This is a genomic window from Micromonospora sp. NPDC049366, assembly GCF_044466625.1.
In the GTDB taxonomy this organism is placed as follows: Bacteria; Actinomycetota; Actinomycetes; order Mycobacteriales; family Micromonosporaceae; genus Micromonospora.
The window spans coordinates 461,414-485,373 of the sequence record NZ_JBITMV010000002.1; the positions used below are offsets into that span (position 1 = coordinate 461,414).

18 protein-coding genes are annotated in these 23,960 nt (G+C 73.0%); 12 read left to right on the plus strand and 6 right to left on the minus strand.

Going from position 1 to position 23,960, the window contains the following annotated elements; genetic code table 11:
• Positions 1-137: 137 nt before the first annotated feature.
• From ACIBTV_RS05545 to ACIBTV_RS05555, 3 genes are all read right to left on the minus strand, one after another.
• On the minus strand, positions 138-752 hold the full coding sequence (locus tag ACIBTV_RS05545; protein ID WP_396702702.1) for a hypothetical protein: 615 nt from the start codon (positions 750-752) through the stop codon (positions 138-140).
• Positions 753-865: 113 nt separating this feature from the next.
• A complete protein-coding gene (locus ACIBTV_RS05550) occupies positions 866-1,654 on the minus strand; it encodes a hypothetical protein (RefSeq protein WP_396702704.1) in 789 nt (262 codons plus the stop codon).
• Positions 1,651-2,271, minus strand: coding sequence for an RNA polymerase sigma factor (locus ACIBTV_RS05555; RefSeq protein ID WP_396702706.1), 621 nt, complete (start codon positions 2,269-2,271; stop codon positions 1,651-1,653). The genes ACIBTV_RS05550 and ACIBTV_RS05555 overlap by 4 nt, the downstream gene beginning before the upstream one ends.
• 315 nt (positions 2,272-2,586) lie before the next feature.
• Here ACIBTV_RS05555 and ACIBTV_RS05560 point away from each other — a divergent pair, with 315 nt between their 5' ends.
• The 5 genes from ACIBTV_RS05560 (at position 2,587) to ACIBTV_RS05580 (ending at position 6,329) form a co-directional block, all read left to right on the plus strand.
• Positions 2,587-3,183: a class I SAM-dependent methyltransferase gene (locus tag ACIBTV_RS05560; protein WP_396702708.1), complete on the plus strand. Its 597-nt coding sequence runs from the start codon at positions 2,587-2,589 to the stop codon at positions 3,181-3,183.
• 52 nt (positions 3,184-3,235) lie between these two features.
• A complete protein-coding gene (locus tag ACIBTV_RS05565; RefSeq protein ID WP_396702710.1) occupies positions 3,236-3,715 on the plus strand; it encodes a DUF2975 domain-containing protein in 480 nt (159 codons plus the stop codon).
• Positions 3,715-3,921: a helix-turn-helix domain-containing protein gene (locus ACIBTV_RS05570; protein ID WP_396702712.1), complete on the plus strand. Its 207-nt coding sequence runs from the start codon at positions 3,715-3,717 to the stop codon at positions 3,919-3,921. Before ACIBTV_RS05565 ends, ACIBTV_RS05570 begins: the two co-directional genes overlap by 1 nt.
• Before the next feature lie 71 nt (positions 3,922-3,992).
• Positions 3,993-4,154 carry a hypothetical protein gene (locus tag ACIBTV_RS05575; protein WP_396702714.1) on the plus strand — a complete coding sequence of 54 codons (162 nt, stop codon included), beginning with the start codon at positions 3,993-3,995 and terminating at the stop codon, positions 4,152-4,154.
• Between the two features lie 177 nt (positions 4,155-4,331).
• A complete protein-coding gene (locus tag ACIBTV_RS05580) occupies positions 4,332-6,329 on the plus strand; it encodes a copper resistance protein CopC (protein ID WP_396702716.1) in 1,998 nt (665 codons plus the stop codon).
• A gap of 42 nt (positions 6,330-6,371) precedes the next feature.
• Here ACIBTV_RS05580 and ACIBTV_RS05585 read toward each other — a convergent pair whose 3' ends face one another.
• Positions 6,372-7,121 (minus strand): zf-HC2 domain-containing protein, encoded by a 750-nt coding sequence (locus ACIBTV_RS05585; protein WP_396702718.1) that lies wholly within the window; start codon positions 7,119-7,121, stop codon positions 6,372-6,374.
• A 412-nt stretch (positions 7,122-7,533) separates the two neighbouring features.
• On the opposite strand from ACIBTV_RS05585, the gene ACIBTV_RS05590 reads away from it, so the two are divergent.
• Positions 7,534-11,481 carry a ThuA domain-containing protein gene (locus tag ACIBTV_RS05590; protein ID WP_396702720.1) on the plus strand — a complete coding sequence of 1,316 codons (3,948 nt, stop codon included), beginning with the start codon at positions 7,534-7,536 and terminating at the stop codon, positions 11,479-11,481.
• Positions 11,482-11,538: 57 nt separating this feature from the next.
• On the opposite strand, the gene ACIBTV_RS05595 is transcribed toward ACIBTV_RS05590, so the two are convergent.
• The gene (locus tag ACIBTV_RS05595) at positions 11,539-12,741 is read right to left on the minus strand and encodes a low temperature requirement protein A (RefSeq protein ID WP_396702722.1); all 1,203 of its coding nucleotides are present in this window, start codon (positions 12,739-12,741) and stop codon (positions 11,539-11,541) included.
• Positions 12,742-12,895: 154 nt separating this feature from the next.
• Positions 12,896-13,849: an AraC family transcriptional regulator gene (locus ACIBTV_RS05600; RefSeq protein WP_396702724.1), complete on the minus strand. Its 954-nt coding sequence runs from the start codon at positions 13,847-13,849 to the stop codon at positions 12,896-12,898.
• A gap of 224 nt (positions 13,850-14,073) precedes the next feature.
• Between ACIBTV_RS05600 and ACIBTV_RS05605 the strand changes: the two genes are divergently transcribed.
• The 6 genes from ACIBTV_RS05605 (at position 14,074) to ACIBTV_RS05630 (ending at position 23,952) form a co-directional block, all read left to right on the plus strand.
• Positions 14,074-15,627 carry a flavin-containing monooxygenase gene (locus ACIBTV_RS05605; protein ID WP_396702726.1) on the plus strand — a complete coding sequence of 518 codons (1,554 nt, stop codon included), beginning with the start codon at positions 14,074-14,076 and terminating at the stop codon, positions 15,625-15,627.
• A 179-nt stretch (positions 15,628-15,806) separates the two neighbouring features.
• Positions 15,807-19,157, plus strand: a complete 3,351-nt coding sequence (locus tag ACIBTV_RS05610) for a GH92 family glycosyl hydrolase (protein ID WP_396702728.1) — start codon at positions 15,807-15,809, stop codon at positions 19,155-19,157.
• A gap of 167 nt (positions 19,158-19,324) precedes the next feature.
• Positions 19,325-20,494 (plus strand): glycoside hydrolase family 3 N-terminal domain-containing protein, encoded by a 1,170-nt coding sequence (locus ACIBTV_RS05615; protein ID WP_396702730.1) that lies wholly within the window; start codon positions 19,325-19,327, stop codon positions 20,492-20,494.
• Positions 20,495-20,785: 291 nt separating this feature from the next.
• Positions 20,786-22,849: a M6 family metalloprotease domain-containing protein gene (locus ACIBTV_RS05620; protein WP_396702732.1), complete on the plus strand. Its 2,064-nt coding sequence runs from the start codon at positions 20,786-20,788 to the stop codon at positions 22,847-22,849.
• A 69-nt stretch (positions 22,850-22,918) separates the two neighbouring features.
• The gene (locus ACIBTV_RS05625) at positions 22,919-23,359 is read left to right on the plus strand and encodes a hypothetical protein (RefSeq protein ID WP_396702734.1); all 441 of its coding nucleotides are present in this window, start codon (positions 22,919-22,921) and stop codon (positions 23,357-23,359) included.
• Positions 23,356-23,952: a TlpA family protein disulfide reductase gene (locus ACIBTV_RS05630; protein ID WP_396702736.1), complete on the plus strand. Its 597-nt coding sequence runs from the start codon at positions 23,356-23,358 to the stop codon at positions 23,950-23,952. Before ACIBTV_RS05625 ends, ACIBTV_RS05630 begins: the two co-directional genes overlap by 4 nt.
• Positions 23,953-23,960 lie beyond the last annotated feature (8 nt).

The following is a 23,960-nucleotide window of genomic DNA, read 5'->3' on the forward strand; positions in this document are numbered from 1 at the left end:
GGGCCGGTGTTGCCGCGGCCTCCCCCCCCCCGGGCGCCCCCCGGCCGGCCGCGGGGCCGCCCCCCCCCCCCCCCCCCCCCGCCCGGCCGGGGGGGGGGGGGGCCCCCCGCGGGGGCCCCCCCCCCGCCGCGGTCGTGCTACTTGACCTGGGCGGCGACGGCGCGCAGCTCGCCCAGGGTGGTGCGGAAGCCCTGGCCGGCGGTGGCCGGGTCCTCGGCGCGCAGCCCGGTGACGGCCATGGTCCGCGAGCGGGTCGACACGGTGGCGCCCTCGCCCGCCCCCTCGACGTCGAACACCCCGAAGTCCCCGCTGAGCGTCCGGAACGACGCCGTCGCCGAGTCCTGGGCCAGGTAGAGCACCACGACCTGACCCGCGTCGAGCGTCGACATCTGAGCCATGTCGGCCGTACGCCGGTCGAGGCCGGCCAGGGTGATCCGCGACCCGGCCGTCACCGAGGACCCGGACGCGGCCCGCAGCACCTCGTCCACCCGGAAGCCGGCGGCCTCGACCTCACCACGGACCACCAGCTCCGCGGCCTCGGTGAGCTCCTGGACCGTCGTGTACCCGCGCAGCTTGCCCTTGATCGGAGGCTGCGAGGACGTGGCGTCGGCCACCGCCGTGCTGCTGCTCGCGGTCGGCGCGGCGGCCGGCGGAGCCTCGTCGGCGCCGGCGCACGCGGACAGCGCCGCCGCGGCGAGCACGGCGGCGGCGGCCAGCAGCGGCCGGGCGCGGTGGGGGAGGACGACTGGCATGGAACGCTCCTTGCGTCTCGGTGCCGCCCCGGGCCGTCTCGCCCGGGACGTGGCACTGCGTACGTCCTCTGTCTGTGCGCCACCGGCGTCGAGTTCCCACATTTTTTCGTGGCTCAACGACGTTCGGCCGCGAGCCGGCGCAGCTCGGTCAGCGTGGTGACGAACGCTCGTCCCTGCCCGGTGGCGTCCTCGCCGCGCAGGCCGGACACCGACCGCTCCGGCGTCCGGCTGCGCACCGTCTCCCCGGTGAGGTCGAAGATCCCGAAGTCCCCGCCGAGCGGGGCGTACGCGGGCGGCTGCGGCTCGCGCAGGGCCAGGTAGAGCACGGTCGGCTGGCCGGTGTCGAGGTGGGACGTGCCGGGCGCCTCCGCCGCCACCAGCGTGATCTGGCCGCCGACGGCGACCGGCGCCGCGCCGTAGAGCACCTCGTCGATCCGGTAGCGGGCCCGGCGGTCCGCACCGGCGCCGCTCACCGACACGACGTGGCCTCGGACGATCAGGTCGGCGTCGTCGGTGAGCTGCCACACCGTGCCGTACGCCCGGACCTTCGCGGCGGGCCCCGGACCGGGTGCCGCGGTCGGCGCGCTCGTCGTCGCGGCGGGGGAAGCGGCCGACGGGAGCGCCGAAGGTGTGCCGCCGGGCGTGGTGGCGGCGAGGCCGACGCCCAGCCCGGCCACGACCAGCACCAGCGCCGCGACGGCCAGGGCGGGCCGCGGCAGCGCGCGGCGCGCAACGGGCGCGGACGCTCGTGCGCCGGCCCGCGTCTCCCGAGCGATGCTCGCCAGCAGTCGGTCGCGGTGCAGCTCGTGCCGCCCGGCCGGCAGGTCCCGGTCGCCGGGGTGCGGTGCGAGCGTCTCCAACTCCGCCCGCTCGGACGCGTCCAGTGGCCGCCGCGCCGTCATCGGTTGGCCTCCCTCGCCAGTGCGACCCCGCCGTCCCGCACGGGGGCGGTGGGGGTCGGGTTCCGGGGTGTGCGTGTGGTGCCGTCCACCAGTTGACGCAGCCGCGCCCGCGCCCGCGACAGCCGGGACCGGACCGTGCCGACCGGGACGCCCAGTGCCCGGGCGGCCGACTCGTAGTCCAGGCCCTCCCACAGGCACAGCGTCAGCACCTCCCGCTCGGGGCGGCGCAGCCGGCTCAGCGCCTCGATCGCGGCGGCGATCCGGTGACCGTCGTCCAGCCGGCCGGCCACCTCGTCGGCGTGATCGGGCAGGACGGCGTCCCGCGCCAGCAGCGCCTCGGCGACGGCCCGGTAGCGGCGGTTGCTGCGGACGTGGTTGCGGGCCTCGTTGGTGGCGATCCCCAGCAGCCACGGCCGCAGCGAGCCGCCGTCCTGGCTCACCCGCTCGCGGGAGCGCCAGGCCTGCAGGTAGGTGGCCGCCATGACGTCCTCGGCCGTGGCCCAGTCGGCGGTCAACCGGAACGCGTGGTTGTACACCGACCGCGCGTACCGGTCGAAGAGCTCGGCGAACGCGGCGGGATCCCCCGCCCGCACCCGAGCGCGCAGACTCGACTCCATGACCTTTCTCTGTCCGCTCGGGCGGGCTGGTTCCCGTGATCCGGGCCACCCCGGGCCTTCGCCGGCCCCTCGTCCGCGCCATAGTCGACGGGTGCGAATCTTCGCCGGTCAGCGAGGGGATTACGGCGCCCGGTGGGCGCGGCGGCCCGGTCCGTCACGGGGTGGGTGGGTGCGGCGCGACGTACTCTACCCGCGGCCGGTTCACGGGGACCCCCGCCGGGGACGCCCAGGCCTCGGCGACGAGCCTCGGCGCGGGCCCGACCATGCCGAGAAGTGCCGGCTGGTGACTACCGGCCCGACCCCGCGGGTGAGCCGATGACCCGCACGTCGTCACCCCGGCCCACGAGCACGGACGGCGCCGGGCCGCCGCCGGAGGGCGCCGCGCAGACGGCCGCCGTCACCCAGCGGCAGCGGTGGGCGGTCGAGACCATGGCCGTGGCACCGGACGACCGGGTGCTCGAGATCGGCTGCGGTCGGGGAGTGGCCGTCTCCCTGGTCGCCCGACGGCTCACCACCGGGCGGATCGTCGCGATCGACCGTTCGGCGACGATGGTGCGGCTCGCCGCCGAACGTAACGCGAGCCACGTCGAGTCGGGCCGGGCCGAGATCCGGCAGGCCGGCTTCGAGTCCGTGGACCTGCCCACCCGCTCCTTCACCAAGATCTTCGCCGTGAACGTCAACCTCTTCTGGGTGGGGGCGGCGGCGGAGCAGATCGACCGCATGCGCGAGCTTCTGGTCCCCGGCGGCCGGCTCTACGTGTTCGGCGAACGGCCCACGGCGGCGCACGCCACGGCGAACCTGCGGTCGACCGAACGCCTGCTCCGCGCCCAGGGCTTCGAGACGGCCGCGTCGGTCGCGGCCGGCGTACGGGGTCGGCTGTTCACCTGCGTGGTCGGTGCGACGGTCGACTGACCGTCGCGCGATTCCTATTGACTCTCGATAGGTAGCAAGCGAAACTCGATACATGGTCACAGAGCGCCGAGCGGTTGCCGCTCTCCGAGTCTTCCTCGTGCTGCTGTTCGGGATCCTGGTCGTGTTCCAGACCCTCTCCCTGCCGGGCCAGTTCGCCCACATGGCGAAGGAGTCCCCGGACCTCGCCTACCTCCGGTGGCCGGCGACGGCCGTCGCGGTCTTCCTGGTGCTCTGCGTGCAGGTGGTCATCGTCTGCACCTGGAAACTGCTCACCCTCGTGAAGGACGACCGCATCTTCAGCCCGGCCTCCCTGGGTTGGGTCGACGCGATCGTGTGGGCCGTCGGCGCCGGGTGGACGGTGCTGCTGGGCGTCTTCCTCTACGTCGGCTTCAACGCCGACGACCCCGGCCTGCCGCTCCTGCTCTTCCTTCTGCTGGTGGGCGTCGCCGTGGTCGGGCTCCTGCTGGTGGTTCTGCGCGCGCTGCTGCGGCAGGCCACCGTGCTGCGCACCGACATGGAGGCGGTGATCTGATGCCGATCGTCGTCCGCATCGACGTCCAGCTGGCGAAACGGAAGATGAGCGTCGGCGAGTTCGCCGAGCGCGTGGGGCTGACGCCCGCCAACGTCGCCGTCCTGAAGAACGGGCGGGCCAAGGCCGTTCGCTTCAGCACCCTGGAGGCCATGTGCCGGGTGCTCGACTGCCAACCCGGCGATCTCCTGGAGTACGTCGAGGAGTGACCCGCGCCGTGCCGATCGGCGCGACGACGACCGACCCGCCCGCCGGATGACCGGCGGGGAAGGGAGATCCCATGAGGTACGTTCTTGCCCTCGGCGCCCTGCTCGGGGTCGCCCTCGGCGTCGCCGGCATCGCGCACGGGGAGGCCGACGACTCGCCCGGCCTCCAGCTGCTGGGGGTGCTGCTTCTCCTCGGCGCGATCGTGGTCGGCGTCCGCCTCGTCCGTGACTGGTGACGTCCCGCTGCCCGCGTGAACGCGCCGTCGCTTCCAGGTCCCGAGTGGTGCGGACGCGGCAGAGAAGTTTCAGACGATCGAGCGTGGACATCGCACGATCCCGACCAGAACTTTTGCCATGTGCGGAAAAAGTTGGTCGGCTCTTGATTGAAGCCGGACGATCGTGAACATGTGCTGATGCGTCGTCTCCGCTCAGCCGTTCCCCGCGCCGTCGCCGGCCTGCTCGCGCTCGTCCTCGCCGCGGCGGTCGGGGTCCTGATGTCCGCCCCGCCCGCCGCGGCACACGGCACGCTGGCGATGTCCACGCCGGCGGAGGGCGCCACGGTGGACGGTCCGCTGACCGAGGTGCGCCTCTACTTCACCGAGAAGGTCGCGCCCAACGCGTACTTCGCGATCACCGGGCCGGGTGGCGGCCGGGTCGACAACGGCTGGAGCCAGGGCGAACCCCGACCGTTGGACAAGCCGGTACGCGAGTACTTCCTGGTCGACGGCACGTTCGAGCCGCGGGAGTACACGACCGGGTTTCCGGCGGTGGTGGTGATCGCCCACCTGCCGGCGCCCGGCCGTTACTCGGTGAGCTACCTCTCGATGGCCTCGGACGGCGACCCGGTGCGGGGCACCCTGACCTTCCGCTACACCGGCCGGGCGACGGCGGCCCCGCACGGCTGGCAGCCTCCCACCAACCAGCCCGACCCGACCCTGCTGGCCGCGGCGGAGGGGCACGGGACGTCCGGGCACGACTCCGGCGGCTCGTCGACCGCGCCTGCCGCGCCGGCGGCCCCGACGGCTGCCGCCGCACCGGACGCCGCCGCGCCGGACCCGGGCGACGAGGGCGGCGCCGGCTGGCTGATGTGGGTCGGCTGGGTGACCGTGACGGCCGTGGTGGTCGCCGGTCTGCTGCTCTGGCGGCGTCGCCCGGCCTCCGCCGGCCGCACCGCCAACCGCGCCCGCCCGGCGAGGCCGTCCTCGGGGCGGGCCGCCGGTTCCCGGTCCGGTGGCGGGTCCGGCGCGGCCGGCCGCGCCGGGGGCGGCCGCAAGGGGGCGCCGTCGGGCTCCGGCGGCAAGGGGCGGCCGGCCGTCGTGCCGGCCGCCCGCAGCGGCGGTACGACGGTCACCACCGCTGCCGTGCCGTCGGCGGCTCCGGCCCGGGTGTCGGCGCGCGGCGTCGCCACGGCGGACCCCGAACCGGCCGACGCGACCGGCGGCCCGCCCACGGGGGCGGACGACCACTCCCCGGGCGGTGCCACCCGGCTGACCAACACGCGCATCGCGCTGCTCGTCGGTGGGCTGGTGGTCGCCCTGCTGGCCGGCTTCGGGCTCGGCCGCCTCGGTGCGGCCGGCACGACCACCGCGGCCGGCGCGCCCACGGCGCCCGCCGGCGGGGCTCCGGGCCAGGCCGTGTCGGCGGGGGACGGGCACCAGCACGCTCCGGGCACCGGGGCGCACACCCACCCGGGCGACGCCGCCGCGGGACCGGCGACGGGGACGGCGGTCAGCGCCGGCGGCTACACCCTGCAACCCTTGGAGCGGACGCAGCCCGCGGGCGCGACGGTGGACTACCGGTTCCGCGTCATCGGGGCCGACCGGCAGCCGGCGACCCGGTTCGCGGTCGTGCACGACAAGCCGCTGCACCTGGTCGTGGTGGGCCGGGACCTGGGCGGATACCAGCACCTGCACCCGACGATGGCGGCCGACGGCACCTGGAGCGTCCCGCTGACGCTGGCCCGTCCCGGCGGCTACCGGATCTACGCCGACTTCTCGGTCACCACGGCCGAGGGCACCCAGCTGCCCCTCGTGCTGGGCGTCGACCACGTGGTGCCGGGCGCGCACACCCCGACCGTCCTGCCGCCCCCGCAGCCCCAGGCGACGGCCGGGCCGTTCACCGTGTCGATGGAGGGCACGCCGACGGTGGGGGTCACCACGCCGATGGTCTTCCGGGTGGCCCGGTCCGGCGCCCCGGTCAGCTTGCAGCGTTACCTCGGGGCGTACGGGCACCTGGTCGTGGTGCGCGAGGGTGACCTCGGGTACGTGCACGTCCACCCCGAGGCGGAGCTGGTGGACGGGGCGGTCACGTTCTGGCTGACCGCGCCGAGCCCGGGCCGCTACCGGGCGTTCTTCGACTTCCAGGTCGACGGGACGGTGTACACGGCGGAGTACACGATCAACCTGGCCTGAGGGGCGTGACCGGGTCACCGCCCAGCGGTGACCCGGTCGTGCTCAGGCGGCCTGACGGTCCCCGATGTGGGCGGTGCCGGGGTGTGGGGCGAGGCGCAGCGCCGGGGCGGGCTCGGGCTCCTCGTCGACCCGCAGCCGCCAGCCGGTACGGTCGCCGCGGTCGCCGGCGCGCGGGTCGTCCGGCCACAGGCTGCGGCGCGACAGCGCGACGACGACCAGGTAGCCGCCGAGCAGGAAGCCGTGGCTGACCAGGCGGGTCAGGTCGACCCGGCCGAGGAGCAGGTCGTTGACCGACAGCAGCGCCAACATGCCGACGAACGCGCTCAACATGGGCACCAGACCGGTCGGCGGGGTGCGCCGGGCCGCGACGAACAGGAACCCGGCGCCGACGGCGATGTTCCACGCCGCCGACTCGTGCCACAGGTGCCCGGAGGCCAGCACGCCGGTGTGGGTGTGCGCGGCGCCCGGGCTCCGCCCGACCTGGGCCAGGCCCAGCACCAGCTGCAGGGCGCCGATCAGCCCGAGCAGCGTACGCAACGTCAGCACGATCCGAGCCCGGGAGCGTCGGGCGGGCGCGGGCGTCGGCAGCGCGGCGAGGATCGCCGGGGCCAGGTCCGGTGCCGGACCGAGGACGCTCAGCCGGGACCGGCGGGTCACCCGCGCGGCCCGGTCGAGCCAGTCGCGGCAGCCCGCGCACCCGTCGAGATGCGCCTCGACACCGACCTGTTCGGCGGCGGTCGCCTCCCCGTCCAGTTGTGCCGACAAGATCTCACGCCACTGCTCACACCCCATGTACCGATAGTCGCCTGACAGGGCGTCCCGGTTCCCGGGACACACCGGGCGGTCGCCCAGGTCACGGTGCCGCCGGTTGGGTGTCGACCCCGCCGGGGAGCCGAAACCGGACAAAGCGCTATCCGGGTGGCCGCCGTCGGGGGTGCCGCGGCCGGGCGGCGGGCGGATCCGGACAGTGAAAACCGTAATTGGATCAGGCCCCGGTGAGTCGTCCCTGACCTGCGGAGATAACGCTCTCTCGGATGGCGGTGAAGTGCTTGACGCGCTCGTGACGCGGCGGCAACGATGCATTTACCTGTATGACGCTCGCGGCGGGCGACGGCGCGCCCGGCGAGCCGCACCGTCGGCACCACGCGTACCCACCACCAGGCGTGATCGGCGCACGCCGTCCCCACCCGCGAAAGGACCCACCGTGCGCAGATCCCTGCGATCGTGGCTCGGCGCGACGCTGAGCGCGATCCTCGTGCTGGGCGGCATCGTCGCCCTGCCACCCGCGGCCAGCGCCGCGCCGTTCACCGTCCTGGTGTTCAGCAAGACCGCCGGATTCCGGCACGGCTCCATCGCCCAGGGCATCACCGCCATCCAGCAGCTCGGCGCCGCCAACGGATTCACCGTCGAGACCACCGAGGACTCGGCCCAGTTCACCGACGCCAACCTGGACCGCTTCGCCGCGGTGATCTGGCTCTCCACCACCGGCGACGTCCTGAACGCCACCCAGCAGGCCGCGTTCGAGCGCTACATCCAGGGCGGCGGCGGCTACGTCGGCGTGCACGCCGCCGCCGACACCGAATACGACTGGCCCTGGTACGGCGGTCTGGTGGGCGCGTACTTCGCCTCGCACCCGGTCGAGCAGAACGCCACCGTCAAGGTGGCCGACCAGGTGCACCCGTCCACGGCAACCCTGCCGCAACGGTGGACCCGGTACGACGAGTGGTACAACTACCGCGCCAACCCGCGCGGCGCCGTCCACGTGCTGGCCACCCTCGACGAGAGCACCTACAGCGGCGGGGGGATGGGCGCCGACCACCCGATCTCCTGGTGCCACGACTACTCCGGCGGCCGGGCCTGGTACACCGGCCTCGGCCACACCGACGCGTCGTACGGCGAGGCGAGCTTCCGCCAGCACCTGCTGGGCGGCATCCGGACCGCCGCCGGTGACGTCGACGCCGACTGCGGACCCACCGTGACCAGCAACTTCCAGCAGGTCGAGCTGGCCAAGGGTGCGGCCGAGACCGGTGAGCCGATGAGCCTCACCGTGCTGCCCGACCGGGGCGTGCTGCACACCTCCCGCAACGGCGTGATCCGGCACACCGACGCCGCCGGCAACACCAGGATCGCCGCCACCCTGCCGGTCTACACCGGGGACGAGGAGGGCCTGCAGGGCATCAAGGTCGACCCCGACTTCGCGACCAACCGCTGGGTGTACGTCTTCTACGCGCCGCCGCTGAGCACCCCGGGTGGCGGCGCGCCGGCCACCGGGACCCCGGCCGACTTCGCTGTCTGGGAGGGCGTGAACCGGCTGTCCCGGTTCACCGTGAACGCCGACAACACCATCAACCTGGCCAGCGAGACGCTGATCCTCAACGTGCCGACCAGCCGGGGCATGTGTTGCCACGTCGGCGGTGACATGGACTTCGACGCGGCCGGCAACCTCTACCTCTCGACCGGCGACGACACCAACCCGTTCGACTCCGGCGGGTTCACCCCGATCGACGAGCGGGCCGGCCGCAACCCGGCGTTCGACGCTCAGCGCACCTCGGCGAACAGCAACGACCTGCGCGGCAAGGTGCTGCGGATCAAGCCGAGCGCGGCCGGCGGCTACACCATCCCGGCGGGCAACATGTTCGCCCCCGGCACCGCCCGGACGCGTCCCGAGATCTACGCCATGGGCTTCCGTAACCCGTTCCGGATGAGCGTGGACAAGGCCACCGGCATCGTCTACCTCGGCGACTACGGCCCGGACGCGGGCACCGCCGACCCGAACCGGGGACCGGCGGGCAACGTGGAGTTCGCCCGCATCACCCAGCCCGGCTTCTACGGCTGGCCGTACTGCACCGCCCGCAACGACGCCTACAACGACTACACCTTCCCGTCCGGCCCGTCCGGGCCGAAGTTCGACTGCGCCAACGGGCCAGTCAACAACTCGCCCAACAACACCGGCATCACCCAGCTCCCGCCGGCCGTGCCGGCGTGGCTGCCGTACGGCGGCTCCGGATCGCCGCCGGAGTTCACCGGTGGCGGCCTGTCCCCGATGGGCGGCCCGGTCTACCGGTACGACCCGAACAACACCTCCGACGTGGCGTTCCCGCAGTACTACGACGGGACCTACTTCGCGGGTGAGTTCGGCCGCCGCTGGATCAAGAACATCAAGCTCGACGCGGCCGGGCAACCCTTCAAGATCAATCCGTTCCCGTGGACCGGCACCCAGGTCATGGACATGGAGTTCGGCCCCGACGGCGCGCTCTACGTCCTCGACTACGGCACCGGCTGGTTCAACGGCGACGCCAACTCCGCGCTCTACCGCATCGAGTACGCCCGCGAGGGCCGCGCCCCCCGCGCCGTCGTCTCGGCCAACCCGACCAGCGGCGTCGCGCCGCTGACCGTCGCCTTCTCCTCGGCCGGCACGCTCGACCCGGACGGCGACCCGTTCACCTACGCCTGGGACTTCGACAACAACGGCACCACCGACTCGACCGCGGCCAACCCCACCTTCACGTACACCACCAACGGCACCCGCAGCCCGACGCTGACCGTCCGCGACAGCACCGGCAAGACGGCCACCGCCAGCGTGGTCGTCACCGTCGGCAACAGCGCACCCGTGGTCACCGTCAACACGCCCCTGAACGGGCGGACGTTCAGCTTCGGGGACGCCGTGCCGTTCACCGTCACCGTCACCGACGCGCAGGACGGTGCGATCAACTGCGCCCGGGTCAAGGTGAACTACGTCCTCGGCCACGACTCGCACGGCCACCAGCTCGGCAGCGTGCAGGGCTGCTCCGGGGTCATCCAGACCTCGGCCGACGGCGAGCACGACACCGCGGCGAACATCTTCGGCATCATCGACGCGGAGTACACCGACCTGGGCGGCGGTGGCCAGCCGCCGTTGACCACGCACACCCAGGCCGTCCTGCAACCCCGGGTCCGCCAGGCCGAGCACTTCGGTGACTCCTCGGGCATCCAGGTCGTCACCCCGGGCAGCGCGCACGGCGGCGCCGCGATCGGGTACGTCGACAACAACGACTGGATCTCGTTCCAGCCGTACAACCTGACCGGCGTCCAGTCGTTCAGCGCCCGCGTCGGCGCGCCGGCCGGCGGCGGGGGCACCCTCGAACTGCGGGTGGACTCGCCCACCGGCCCGCTGGTGGGCCAGGCGACCGTCACGCCCACCGGCGGGTACGCGACCTTCGCCACCGTCACCGGCCCGGTCACCGCGCTGACCGGCACTCGGACGCTCTACCTCGTGTTCAAGGGCACCGGGCCGTACTTCGACCTCGACGAGTTCACGCTCTCCAGCAGTCCCGGCGGGGACCCGGACCCCGATCCCGACCCGGAACCGGAGCCGGGCACCAACCTCGCGCGGGGCAAGCCGGCCCGGGCGTCCAGCGTGGAGGGCGCGTTCGTGGCGGCCAACGCGTTCGACGGCGTCGCCGGCACGCGCTGGAGCAGCGCGTTCAGCGACCCGCAGTGGATCGACGTCGACCTCGGCGCCACCTACAACCTCAGCCGGGTCAAGCTGACCTGGGAGGCCGCGTACGGCAGCGGATACCAGCTCCAGACCTCGACCGACGGGACCACCTTCACCACGGTCCGGACGGTGACCGGCGGTGACGGTGGCGTCGACGAGCTGACCGGGCTCACCGGCTCCGGCCGCTACGTCCGACTGCTCGGCACCACCCGGGGCACCCCGTGGGGCTACTCGCTGTTCGAGTTCGAGGTCTACGGCGGCACCGGCGGCCCGACCGGCCCGCCCGGCGGGAACCTGCTGCTGAACAAGCCGACGCTGACCTCCAGCGACGAGGGGGCCGGCATGTCCGGTGCCCAGGCGGTCGACGGCAGCCTCACCACCCGGTGGTCGAGCGCGTTCTCCGACCCCCAGTGGATCCGGGTCGACCTCGGCAGCCCCACCGCGATCGGCCGGGTGAAGCTGAGCTGGGAGGCGGCGTACAGCAGCGCGTACGTCATCCAGACGTCGAACGACGGCACCACCTGGGCTGACGTCAGGACGGTGACCGGCGCGGACGGTGGCGTGGACGAGCACACCGCCCTCGGCGCCAACGGCCGCTACCTGCGGATCTACGCCACCGCACGGGGCACCGGGTGGGGTCACTCGCTCTGGGAGTTGGAGGCGTACGGAAGCTGAACCACCACCGATGACGTGGCCGGCACGGGCCCTCCGTGCCGGCCACGCCGGCACCGGCTAGACCGGCGGCGCGGGTGTCTCCGCCGGTCGACCGTGCGCGCGCCTGGTGTCCGCGGCGGCGACGGCGAGCAGCACCGCTGCGGTTGCTGCGCCGACCGCGAGCGGCGGAAGGTGGAGTGCCACCGGTGTCAACAGGCCGAGGGCCAGCAGGCCGCCCACCCGAGATCGGGAGACCCGGCCGAAGACCAGGTATTCGAGGACGGATCGTCCGGTGAGGAACAGCGCCGGGCCACCCAGGAGCGCGACGAGCCAGGGCGTCGGGAGGTCCACGACGGGCTCGGTGATGAACAGTTCGAAGCCGACGCCGCTCAGGACGATGCCGGCGACCATGATCAGGTGGCTGAACGCCATGTCCGTGGCGAGCCAGGCGGCGTCCCGCGACCGGCTGATCGCCGCGGCCACCATCCGGCCCGCCCGGTGGAAGTAGATCCGCCAGAGCAGGACGGTGCTCGCCAGTGCCAGCGCGAACCCGGCCGTCTGCCGGGCCTGGAAGTCGCTGCCGCTGAAGGAGAGCCCGGTGACGAAGATCGCCTCGCCGAGCGCGATGAGGAGGAACTGCTGGTACCGCTCGGCCAGGTGCTCGGCCGCCAGCAGGTGACCGACGAGCCGTCTGGCCCCGAGCCACGGCGTCGGCCAGCCGAGGAGCGGCCCGGCGTAGTCGATCAGCACGCCAGCGCTCCAGAGCACCCCGCGGATCGCCGGGTCGTCGACGAAGCCCCCGACGACCCAGAGGGGTGCGCTCAGGCCCCGCCAGAACAGGACCCGGACGGATTCCCGCGGATCCGGCCGACCACGAGCCACGACGTCGAAATACACCACCCGGCCGATCTGGAGGGCCACGTAGGTGAGGGCGAACAGCGGAGCCCGGTCACCGAAACCCTCGGGCACCGCCACGGCCATCACCATGGCGCCGACCACCGTGATGACCACGATGCTCTGCACGACCGGTGCCTCCGGGTCGAGCCAACTGGTCGACCAGACCGTCAGCGACCAGACGGCCCAGAGGGCGAGGAAGAGCAGGAGGGACTGACCCAGGTCCGCGAGGATGTGCCGCTCGTCGTCGGTGAAGTCCGTGATCAGCCGCGCCGAGATCCGGGTCAGCGCGAAGACGAAGACCAGATCGAGGAAGAGCTCCAGGAAGGTTGCCCGCTCGGAGCTGGTCTCACCGCGTACCAACCGTCCGCTGTCGCGGTGCCTCACTGCGCCGTCTCTCGCGGTGCGTCCCGACGTCGTCGAATGGTCACGCGCACTCCGTCTCGGTGATCTACTCAGCTAACGAGCAACCCCGGGGGTGGCGTCGGGGCACGGACGAGCTCGCGAGGGACGGGCGTCCCTACGTCACCTCGCGCGCCATTCAGCGCCGTAGGGTGGCCGACGGCGACTCCCCGAAACGGGCCCGGTAGTCGGCGGCGAATCGGCCGAGGTGGGCGAAGCCGTGTGCGAGGGCGACGGCCGTGACGGAGGCGCCGGGCCCGGCCGCGCGCAGCGCCCGGTGCACCGCGTCGAGCCGGCACCCGCGCAGGAAGGCCGTCGGGGTGCTCCCCAGCTCCCGGCGGAAGCAGTCCTGCAGTGTCCGGACGCTCACCTGCAGCGCCTCCGCGATGTCGCCCACCGTCAACTGTTCGGCGTGGTGGTCCCGGATCAGCGTGCAGGCCCGCCGGACCAGGCGCCCCGGGGACGGATGCGACACCGGCACGGCGAGCAGATCCGTGAAGGTGTGCCGGTGGGTCAGCAGCAGCGTGCCGACGAGAGCCTCCGCCAGACGGCCGGCCACCAGGGGATGGCTGACGAAGGAGGCGCCCGCCGGCTGGGCGAGCTCCGTGGCGAGGAAGTCGAGCCCCCGTGCCCACGCCAGCGCTGCCGGGGTGCGCATGGCCATGCCCGCGTCGAAGCGGAGCGGACCGTCCACGGGCCGGCCCAGCAGCCGGGCGAGCTCCCGGTCCACGGCCTGTCGGTCGGCGTAGAAGATCCGGTGCGGTGAACCCGCCGCCCAGTGCATGTCGGAGGGGTCGAAGGGGGAGAGGACCGAGGCGGTCTCCGGGGTGGAGGTCACCGTCTGCCCAGCGTGTCGCACGAGTGCGCCGCCCCGCAGGGGGATCTGCACGAGGTAGAAGGTCTCCAGCGCGTCGGGCTCGATCCGTACCGCCCGCTCGTAGTCGAGGTCGACGACGCCCACGCCGGCCAGGCGGTGCGAGGTCATCCGCAGGCGGATGTCGCGCACGCCCGGTTGGGGGGTGAGCCGGTGAGGGCAGAAGACGCGCCCCACCTCGGTGCGGGCGCGCTCGATGTCGGTCGTCCTGAGCGTCACGGAGTCCACCCGGCACCTCCCGAGCCGCAGCGCTGCCCCGAGGGTAGGTCGCACGCGGGGCCCGCCCGCCCGTCGAGCCGTGGATCCGACAGACCCTGCCGTCCGCGTACGCCGGACAGGGCCCGCGTGCGACGGATAGCGGCGCCGTCGAGGTGCCCCTACCGTACGGACACGGCCGCGGGAGCGCCGCGGTCGCGTCAGTCGTCACCTGCCTGGAGGTCGTCATGAGGATCGCGGTCGTCGGCGCCGGATTCGGTGGACTCAGCGCGGCCAAGGTGCTGCGGCAGAGCGGCTTCGACGTGACCGTCTACGAGAAGGCCCCCGACGTCGGAGGTGTGTGGAGCCGTACCCGGCGGTACCCCGGCCTGCTGACCCAGAACGACAAGGGCACCTACCACCTCTCCGACCTGCGCATGCCCCGGCACTATCCGCAGTGGTTGAGCGGTGAGCAGGTCCAGCGGTACCTGGAGAGCTACGTGGAGACGTTCGGGCTCGGCCCGACGCTGCGCCTCGCCACCGAGGTCGTCTGCGCCGAGCTCGTGGACGGCGAGACGGCGTGGCGGATCGGGTCCCGGCCGGCCGGGAGCGACGAGCCGCCGACCTGGGAACGGTACGACCACCTCACCGTCGCGAACGGCATCTTCTCCGAGCCGAACATCCCGGCCTTCCCGGGCCGGGACGGGTTCGTCGCCGCGGGCGGACGGGTCCTGGCCACCGGTGAGCTGCACGACCTGGCGACGGTCCGGGACCGGCACGTCGTCGTCGTGGGGCACGGCAAGTCGTCCTGCGACGTGGCGGTGCCGGTCAGCGACGTCGCCGCGCGGACCCACCTCGTCGCCCGCGAGCTGCTCTGGAAGATGCCGCGCAAGCTCGGCCCGGTCAACTACAAGTACCTGCTGCTCACGCGCATGGGCGAGGGGCTGTTCCGGTACGTCACCCTGCGGGGTGTCGAGCGGTTCCTGCACGGCCCCGGTGACCGCGTACGGCAGGCGATGCTGCGCAGCGTCGGTGCTGCCGCCACCAGGCAGCTCAAGCTGCGCGAGCTCGGACTCGTGCCGCACGGGACCTTCTCGGACATCGCCCGCAGCACCGTCAGCCTCGCCACGGAGGGCTTCTCCGATCGGGTCGCGGCGGGGCGGATCGCCGTGCACCGCGACACCGTCGTCGAGGAGCTTCTGGTCGACGGTGGACGACCGGCGGCGCGCCTGCGCGACGGTACGGTGCTCCCGGCCGACCTGGTGATCTGCGGCACCGGCTTCCGGCAGCACGTGCCCTTTCTCGACCCGGCGCTGCACGCCCGGCTGCAGGACGGGTCGGGTAACTTCCTGCTGCATCGGCAGATCCTGCCGATCGACGTCCCGCACCTGACGTTCGCCGGCTACAACTCCTCGTTCTTCAGCCCGTTGAGCGCGGAGATGGCGGCGGTGTGGATCGCCGCGTACCTGCGGGGAGGGGTCGACCTGCCGCCCGCCGTGCAGATGCGGGAGCAGGTGTGTGCGCGGCTGGCCTGGATGCAGGAGCGGACCGCCGGGCACCACGCCCGTGGCACCAACATCATTCCGTTCTCGATGCACAACATCGACGAGGTGCTCGACGAACTCGGGCTCAACGTCGGCCCGCTGACCCGGGCTCGGCAGTGGCTGCTGCCGGTGGATCCGGCCGCCTACCGGCGGGTGACGCCCCGCATGATTCGGCGCACCGCGGCGTCGGCGGCCGGCCGGGGCGCGGCGGCGACGACGGTCCCGGCCGACGACGCGCCGGCCGGCCGATCATCCTGAGCGGAGCGGCAAGTCGCGCTCCGCGCGATCTTGACATGCCTTCGGCAAGGGACGAGCATCCCTTCTGGTCGTTGAGACAACGTTGTCATAGCCGAGTGCGGGTCCGTCCTGAAGGAAGCCCGGCGGTTCTCGCCGTCGGGCTCCTCCGCACCCGGTCCGTCAACCGAAGGGCAAATTCCTTGTCAGAACGAACGGCGCGCCTGGCGCACAGCGCAAGACGCCGAAGCCTCGCCGGCATCGCGGCCACCGCCGTGGCCGCGCTCGCGGCGGTGGCCGCGGGTTCACCCGCGTCGGCCGCCCCCGCCCCGCGGCTGGTCACCGACCCGGCCGCGTACGTCAATCCGCTGATCGGCTCCACGAACCTGGGCAACACCTACCCCGGGGCGGTGCGCCCCTTCGGCATGCTGGCCTGGAGCCCGCAGACCACCCGGGGCAACCAGGTCTCGACCCCCGCGCCCGGTGGCTACGAGTACGGCGCGACCCGGATCCGCGGGTTCAGCCTCACCCACCTCAACGGCGTCGGCTGCAACGGAGGCGCCGGCGACATCCCGATCATGCCGTACGTGGGTGAGGTCGCCACCTCGCCGACCGTCGACATCGCCGACGCGACGTACGCGAGCGGTTTCTCCCACGACAACGAGACGGCCCGCGCCGGGTACTACCGGGTGGCCCTCGACAGCGGCGCGTCGGCGGAGCTGACCAGCACCGCCCGCACCGGCTCGGGCCGGTTCGGCTTCCCGGCCGACAAGCCCGCCAGCATGCTCTTCCGCACCGCCAACTCCGAGACCGGCAGCACCGACGCCACCGTTCGGGTGGACGCCGCGAACCGGACCGTCACCGGTTCGGTCACCGCCGGCAACTTCTGCGGCCCGCACAGCCCGAACAACCGCAAGTCCCTCTACACGCTGCACTTCACCGCGCACTTCGACCAGCCCTTCGCCGGCTTCGGCACCTGGCAGGACGGCACCGTGACGCCGGGCGCCGCGACCGCTTCGGGCGGCACCGGCCTCGACAACGGCAACCCGGTGCCGGGCAAGGGCTCCGGCGGCTACGTCACCTTCGCGCAGGGCACCAGCAAGGTCGGCGTCAAGGTGGCCATCTCCTACGTCAGCCTGGAGAACGCCGAAGCGAACCTGCGGGCGGAGAACCCGCAGAACAAGACCTTCGACGCCGTCCGGTCGGAGGCCACGGCGGAATGGCGGCGCGAGCTCGGCAAGATCAAGGTTGCTGGCGGCACCACCGACCAGCTCAGCACCTTCTACACCGCGCTCTACCACTCCATGCTGGAGCCCACGCTCACCAATGACGTGGACGGCCGCTACGTCGGCGCCGACGGCGAGGCCCACCGGTTGGCCAAGGGCCAGCAGGCCCAGTACGGCACCTTCTCCGGCTGGGACCAGTACCGCGCCCAGGTGCAGCTGATGACGCTGATCAACCCGAAGGCGGGCAGCGACTACGCGCAGTCCCTGTTCAACTACGCCAACCAGCGTGGCGGTGAATGGGACCGCTGGCTGCTGCAGCACGGCAAGACGAGCGTCATGTCCGGTGACCCGTCGGCCCCGGCGCTCGCCGGCATCTACGCCTTCGGCGGGCGGGACTTCGACGTCAAGGGCGCCCTTCGTTCGCTGATCACCGCCGCGACCGTGCCGACCGCGAACGACTCCGACAGCGCCGGCTGCAACGTGGCGTGCGTCGGTCAGCGTCCCGCCCTCGACAAGTACCTGAAGCTGGGCTACGTCCCGGCCGACGGCTGCTCCTGCTGGGGCGGCGCGGCCGAGACGCTGGAGGACGCGGTCGCCGACTTCGCCCTCGCCGAGCTCGCCGGGCAGGTGGGCGACCGGGCGAACCAGCGGACCTTCCTCCAGCGGTCGGGCAACTGGAGCAACGTCTTCGACGTGACCGCTACCGCGCAGGGCGGCTACATGCGCTCCCGCAAGTCCGACGGCACGTGGGCGGACCGCACCTTCACCCCGGCCACCGAGAGCGGGTTCGTCGAGGGCAGCAGCGCCCGCTACACCTGGATGGTCTACTCCGACGTGGCCGGTCTGGCCCGCGCGATGGGCGGCAACAAGGCGGCGGAGAAGCGGCTCGACGCCTTCTTCCGCACCTCGGACGGCACCTTCGACTTCTCGGCCCGCGACCACACCCGGTACGACCCCACCAACGAACCGGACATGAACGCGCCGTACCTCTACAACTACCTCGGCGTGCCCCACAAGACGCAGGAGACGGTCCGCGCGGTGATGGACCAGCTCTGGAGCAACACCCCCGGCGGCATCCCGGGCAACGACGACGCCGGCACCATGTCCTCGTGGTACGTCTTCTCCGCGCTGGGCATGTACCCGCAGAACCCGAGCCGCGCCGACCTGGTGCTCTCCGCGCCGCTCTTCCCGCGCGCGGTGATCGAGGCCGGCCACGGCCGTAAGATCACGGTCAACGCTCCGGACGCCTCGGCCCGCAACACGTACATCCAGTCGGTCAAGGTGAACGGCAAGAAGTCGACCCGGAGCTGGGTCCCCGACACCCTCGTCACCAAGGGCGGCACCGTCGACTTCGTGCTCGGCGACAAGCCGAACACGTCGTGGGGCAGCGCGCCCGCCGACGCCCCACCCTCCTACGGCGACGGGCGGCAGCCGTACCTGACCGGTGCGAGCCCGCAGGTGCTGAAGGTGGAGCCGGGCCACACCTCGGGTGTGACGTACCAGGTCCAGGCGCTCACCGACACCCCCGCCACGGTGCGCTGGAAGGTCAGCGCGCCGGCCGGGCTGACCGTCACCCCCGCCCAGGGTGAGTACCCACTGACCGGCGACGGGTCGGGCGGCAAGGAGCTCACCATCTCGGCGGCGGCCGACGTCAAGCCCGGTGCGTACACCGTGACGGTGACCGCCACCACCACCTCCGGCGCGGCCCTGCCCACGGTCACGCTGCCGGTGACGGTCGCCGTCAAGGACAGTGTGCTGTGGAACGCGAACAACAACGGCATCTCGGCCGACGACACCAACCCGCAGGCCAACTTCGACACCGCCGGGTGGAGCTACTCCGCCAAGGCGCTCGAAGCCGTCGGAGTGACGCCGGGCTCCACGGTCTCGGTCAACGGGTTCGACTTCACCTGGCCGAACGCGGCGCCCGGTGACGCGGACAACATCCTGGTCGGCGGTGGCGGTCAGGTGCTCAGCGTCCAGGCGGCCGAGGGTGACACCAGGCTGAGCCTGCTGGGCAGCGCCGCGTTCGGCACCGCGAGCGGCACGGTGACGCTGACGTACACCGACGGCACCACCCAGCAGGCGGTGATCGGCTTCAGCGACTGGACGTTGGGCGGCGGATTCGACCAGCCGTCGTTCGGCAACGTGACGGCGGTGCACACCGCCTACCGCGACCAGATGGGCTACGGGATCGACCCGGTGGCGACGTACGTCTTCGCGACCGCGCCCATCGACCTGCAGCCGGGCAAGCGGCTCGCCAGCCTGACGCTGCCGGCCGCCACCCAGGGCAACGGCGTCATCCACCTCTTCGGGGTGGCGACGGCCTGACGGCCACTGGTCGGCCACCGCGCCGACGGAAGGGCCTGCTCCGCCGCGCGGCGGAGCAGGCCCTTCCGTCTGGACGGGGCGGGAGAGCCTGGACCCACCGCCACCGAAGGGGTGAGGCGTTCGCGTTCGCGCACCCCCGAGCCTCTCGCTGCCCGTAGCGTTCAGGCGTGGACAGAGTGCGCCTGCCTCGTCGGCTGCTGCTCACCGGGGCCGGCTCGGCCGCCCTGGCCGCGCTCACCGCGTGCCAGGCAACGCGCTCCACCATGCCCACCGCGCGCCCGACGAGCGGAGCGGGCAGCGGCACGCCGGACGCGGCCGCGCTCCGGCGGAAGGTCGCGAGCCTGCTCGTGGTGGGCTTCCGCGGCGACCGGGTCACCCGCGACGACTGGATCGTCCGGGCCGTCCGCGGGGGTCTCGGCGGGGTGATCCTCTTCGACCGCGACCTGGAGACCGACGCCGCACGCAACATCCGCTCCCCCCAACAGGTCACCGCGCTGGTCCGGGACCTCAAGAACGCCGCGCCGGGCCCACTGATCGTCTCGATCGACCAGGAGGGCGGACGGACGGCGCGGCTCAACCCGAGCAACGGTTTCCCCGCCACCCGGTCGGAGGCCGAGATCGGCGCCGAGAACTCGCCACCGGCGACCCGCGAGTGGGCCCGAGGGCTGGTCGAGAGCCTCACCCGGGTCGGGGTCACCCTCAACTACGCACCCGTCGTCGACCTGAACATCGACCCGCGGAGCCGGGCGATCGGCGCACTCGACCGCAGCTTCTCCGCACAGCCGGACGTCGTGGTCAGCAACGCCACCGAGGAGATCCACGCCCACCGGGCCGCCGGCGTCAAAACCTCCATCAAGCACTTCCCGGGCATCGGAAGCGCCGCGGGCAACACCGACTTCGAGGTCGTCGACGTCACCTCCACCTGGCGGCCCGTCGAGCTGGAGCCGTTCCGGCGACTGATCCGGGCCGGCCTGGCGGACTCGGTGCTGGCGGCGCACGTGCTCAACAAACAGCTGGATCCGAACCGGCCCGCGTCGCTGTCACCGAAGGTCATCACGGATCTGCTCCGCGGCGAGCTCGGCTTTCAGGGCCCGGTGGTCAGCGACGACATGCAGGCGGTCGCGATCACGCGCCGCTTTGGCTCCGCCGAGGCCGTGCACCTGGCGCTGCAGGCCGGCGTCGACCTGCTCGTCTTCGCCAACCAGCAGGTCTACGAGCCGGACGTCGTCGACCGGACGCTGGACGTGGTGACCGGGCTGGTCCGCAGCGGCAAGCTGAGCCAGGCACGCATCGACCAGGCCGTCGCCCGGGTCGACACCCTCCGCCCCAAGCGCTGACCGCCGGGGCGGTCGCTGATCCCCGCCGCTGCGGCGGCGTCATCCACCTGTGGGCCTGCTCCGCCGCGCGGCGGAGCAGGCCCTCGCGCGTACGGCCGCGGGGTCCGCGACCGGCGTAGCGCCGTGCGTCCTACAGGTGTCGGACGCGGCGCCCGTCCACCTGCCGACAGATGCACGGTGACCGCGACGCGGGCCGGCTCCTAGATTCATCGACAGGCGATCATGGGGGCGGCGAGCGCTGCCGACCCCGGTCGTCCCCCTCAGAGCCTCCCCAACCTGAGAGGTGACTCGATGCACCCTCTGACCACCAGGCGCGCGGCGTGGCGCTCGGTGCTGGCCGCCGCGGTCGTGACCGTCCTGGTCACCTCCGCCTCGGCCGGGCCGGCCACCGCCGCACCGGGCCACCCCCATCCACCGGACGGGCCCGCCCCGTTCCAGGTGCTCGACCCGCAGGACTGGCAGAACCCGGACACCATGACCTGGGACGACTACGTCCCGGTGCCCGGCAAGAACTGGGCCGACCCGACCGTGCGCGGATCGGTCCGCAACTTCAAGATCGCGCTGGTCACGCTCGACTATCCGGACCAGCCCTTCGTCGTCACCCAGCCGCCGGGCTCGACGGTCTTCGGCAACCCGCAGGCGACCGCCTCGAACGTGCCGCGGGGCGAGGTCGCGCAGTTCTACCAGGACTTCCTCAACAAGCCGGGGCAGCTCAACCGCGGGCACACCCTGCACGAGTACTGGATGCAGGACTCCAACGGGCGCTACGGCGTTGACCTCACCGGCTTCGGGCCGTACGAGATGCCGGCGAAGTCCTACCAGTACGGCATCGACAACGGCTTCAACCCCGGCGCCTGCCCGGCCGGCGAGACGTGCGCGAAGAACATCCGCACCGACGGCCTGGGCGCCTGGCGGGCGGCCGTCGGTGAAGAGGTCGCCGACAGCTTCGAACTGGTCTTCATCCTCTCCGCCGGCCAGGACGAGTCGTCCACCTGGCAGGAGTTCGGCCAGATGATGTTCCAGACCAAGGAGGACGTCCCGGACGCGTGGGGGCCACCGGACCCGGCCCTGCCCAACTACGCCCGGACCCGGTACGTCGAGTGGACGTCCTGGAAGGCCGCCGCCACGATCTGGCCGAACGCCGGTGGTGGCTCGTCGACGCAGGCGGAGAGCTCCGGCATGGGCGTCTACGCCCATGAGCTGAGCCATCTGCTGAGCATCGGCGACAACTACAACAACCCGTACGGCACACCGCTGCGGCGCGCGTACACCGGCATCTGGAGCATGATGTCGCGCGGCTCCTTCAACGGCCCGGGCGGGCCGCACACCCGCTGGCAGATCCCGCCGGTCAACGGCGGTTCGATGGGATCGCTGCACGTGCTGCGGGACAAGATGAAGATCGGGCTGCTCGGCGAGGAGCACGTCCTGCGGCTGTCGCGGGAGGCGCTCGCCACGTCCGGGATGGTCGTCGCCGACGTCACCGCCCGCGCGGTCGACGCCGGACCGGATGGCCTGACCGGCATCAACATCGCCATGGACGCCGACCGCGCGCCGGCCTGCAACGTGACCACCGACCCGCTCTGCGACGGCGGCCGCTACAACAACTACACGCTCGAGGTCGTCGACCGGATGGGCGCGGACTCGTTCACCCCGGACAACGGCGTGCTGATCAGCAAGACGAAGAACGCCGACAGCGCACCGTTCGCCTGGGTCGTCGACGCCAACCCGCAGGACATCGACATGGTGGACTTCTACCAGCCGAACGGCACCCCGCAGAAGATCACCATGGGGGACTACCGGCAGCTGTCCGACGCGCTGTTCCACGCGGGCGCCAACTCCGGCAGTGAGTACGAGTACGTGGACGAGGCCAACCGGCTGCACTTCTACGTGCTGAACCTCCGCCGGGACAGTCAGGGCGTGCTGTCGTACACGGTCGCGGTCCGCTCGCTCGACGGCGCCGGTCCCAGCGCGCACGGTGTGGCGCTGTCCAAGGGCAAGCTCGTCACCCGGGGCAAGCCGACCGGTAAGGGCGCGACCTGCACGTTCGACCTGACCAACCAGGGTCGGTACGTGGCCGGCGAGCAGGGGCACCCGGAGGACGCCTCGGCGTACCTGACCTCCGACGTGTACCGCCTCTCCGCCAGCGTCGGCGGCACGGGCTGGCGGGTCGAGCTGCCCAACGAGCTGGCCACGGCCCGGTTCGGCGGCACGACCACGGTCGACGTGTCGGTGGGCGCGAGTCGCACGGCGAGCGCCACCACCCAGGTGACGCTCACCGCCACCTCCGAGAGCGACCCCAGCAAGACCGTCACGGCGCAGTGCCGGGTCGAGCGGCCCCGCGCGCTGCTCGGCTGAGGTTCCGCCCCGGCCCGGGGCGGTGGGTCCCGCCCACCGCCCCGGGCCTTCGACCACCTGGGAGGACAGATGCGGCGCCTGCTGGCGGTGCTGACGCTGCCGTCGCTGCTCACCGCTGCGCTGACCGCGTGCGGTGACCCCGACGACGCCGAGGAGGCCCGCGCGGCGACCACCGTGCGGGTCCTCGTGCGGGACATCAACATTCGGCCGGTCGGCGTGGAGTGCGCCGGCACCGGCCCCTACACGCACCTGCACAACCGGTCACCGTTCCAGGTGATCGACGCCGCCGGCCGGACCCTCGCCCAGGGGGCGCTGCCGGCGGGGCGGTCCGTGCCGACGTTCGAGGAGGACCTGGAGGTCGAGCGGGTGCCCACGTACTGCGAGTTCGCTGTGCCGGTCACGGTGGCCGACCGGGACGCGTACCGGCTGGTGGTCGACGGCCACCCGCCGATCGCCCTCACCCCGAACGACACCGAGGGCCCCGCGCTCGTCGCGGTGGTGCCGTCATGACCGCCCGCCGCCGGGTACGCCGCGGGGCCGCCGTCCTGGCGCTGCTCGGCGTGCTCACCGCGACCGCGTGCAGCGGCGGCGACGCCCCCGCGGACCCCCGACCGCTCGCCGGCGGCGCCGCCGCGCTGCCCGGCCCGGCACCCGCCGGGCTCGCCCTGCGGCCGGCCCCCACCGGGGCACCCGGCGCGCCGGCCGTCACCGGCACCCTCACCGACGGCAGCCCCGTCGCCCTCGCGGATCTGTGGGCCACCCGGCCCGTCGTGCTGACCTTCTTCACCTCGTGGTGCGCGCTCTGCGCGCAGCGGCAGGACGCGCTGAGCGAGCTGGCCCGCACCTACCGGGACCGGGTCGTCTTCGTCGGGGTGAACACCGAGGACACGGCGGAGGACCTGCAGACGTACCTGCGGGAGCACCGGGTGGAGCATCCCGTCGTGGTCGACGGGGACGGTGCGATCTGGCGGTCGTACGCCGTCCGCGAACCCCCGGCCGTGGTGGTCGTCGCCAAGGGCGGCGCGCTGCTGCGGGGCTGGCCGGGCGGGGTGGACGCCACCGAACTCGACCGCCGGCTGCGTGAGCTCGTGCTGGCGGGGTGACCGGGCCC

Excerpts from the sequence above, each read along its gene's own strand:
- ACIBTV_RS05630 (WP_396702736.1), top strand. The coding sequence starts at position 23,356 with ATGACCGCCCGCCGCCGGGTACGCCGCGGGGCCGCCGTCCTGGCGCTG.
- ACIBTV_RS05550 (WP_396702704.1), bottom strand. The coding sequence starts at position 1,654 with ATGACGGCGCGGCGGCCACTGGACGCGTCCGAGCGGGCGGAGTTGGAG.
- ACIBTV_RS05555 (WP_396702706.1), bottom strand. The coding sequence starts at position 2,271 with ATGGAGTCGAGTCTGCGCGCTCGGGTGCGGGCGGGGGATCCCGCCGCG.
- ACIBTV_RS05580 (WP_396702716.1), top strand. The coding sequence starts at position 4,332 with ATGCGTCGTCTCCGCTCAGCCGTTCCCCGCGCCGTCGCCGGCCTGCTC.
- ACIBTV_RS05570 (WP_396702712.1), top strand. The coding sequence starts at position 3,715 with ATGCCGATCGTCGTCCGCATCGACGTCCAGCTGGCGAAACGGAAGATG.
- ACIBTV_RS05605 (WP_396702726.1), top strand. The coding sequence starts at position 14,074 with ATGAGGATCGCGGTCGTCGGCGCCGGATTCGGTGGACTCAGCGCGGCC.
- ACIBTV_RS05560 (WP_396702708.1), top strand. The coding sequence starts at position 2,587 with ATGACCCGCACGTCGTCACCCCGGCCCACGAGCACGGACGGCGCCGGG.
- ACIBTV_RS05625 (WP_396702734.1), top strand. The coding sequence starts at position 22,919 with ATGCGGCGCCTGCTGGCGGTGCTGACGCTGCCGTCGCTGCTCACCGCT.
- ACIBTV_RS05585 (WP_396702718.1), bottom strand. The coding sequence starts at position 7,121 with ATGGGGTGTGAGCAGTGGCGTGAGATCTTGTCGGCACAACTGGACGGG.
- ACIBTV_RS05565 (WP_396702710.1), top strand. The coding sequence starts at position 3,236 with ATGGTCACAGAGCGCCGAGCGGTTGCCGCTCTCCGAGTCTTCCTCGTG.
- ACIBTV_RS05620 (WP_396702732.1), top strand. The coding sequence starts at position 20,786 with ATGCACCCTCTGACCACCAGGCGCGCGGCGTGGCGCTCGGTGCTGGCC.
- ACIBTV_RS05545 (WP_396702702.1), bottom strand. The coding sequence starts at position 752 with ATGCCAGTCGTCCTCCCCCACCGCGCCCGGCCGCTGCTGGCCGCCGCC.
- ACIBTV_RS05575 (WP_396702714.1), top strand. The coding sequence starts at position 3,993 with ATGAGGTACGTTCTTGCCCTCGGCGCCCTGCTCGGGGTCGCCCTCGGC.